1 protein-coding gene is annotated in these 391 nt (G+C 47.3%); it reads right to left on the bottom strand.

Going from position 1 to position 391, the window contains the following annotated elements; genetic code table 11:
• Window positions 1-391 (bottom strand): AMP-binding protein (locus AC1DP6_RS36605; RefSeq protein ID WP_477059330.1); only part of this gene is annotated, 391 nt, incomplete at both ends.

The raw sequence follows: 391 nt of genomic DNA, 5'->3' as shown, positions 1-391 counted from the left end.
CTTTATACGTAACATGCACCGTTGTTTCGGTGATGCCATACATGTTAATCAGCTTGCAGGCAGGGTATTTTTCGTACCATCCTTTGAGCTTTCCGGGCTTGAGTGCCTCGCCTCCGAATATCACATAGCGCACGCTGAGGTCCGCTGCTGGTTGTTCCAGGGTTGCGGCCAGCAGGTGGTAGAAAGCGCCGGGTGTTTGATTGAGTACCGTTACCTGTTGTTGTTGTAATAACTGTAGGAAGTCATTGGCATTTTGTGCAATGATTTTCGGAACAATGACCAGCTTGCCGCCATAGAGTAAAGCGCCATACATTTCCCAGACAGAGAAATCGAAACAATAGGAATGGAAAAGTGTCCAGGTATCTTTTTCAGAGAAGTCGAACAGGTAGGT

This window comes from Chitinophaga sp. 01L420 (assembly GCF_056399985.1).
The sequence above is the reverse complement of the archived record's forward strand: the minus strand, read 5'-3'. Positions and strand labels throughout refer to the sequence as shown.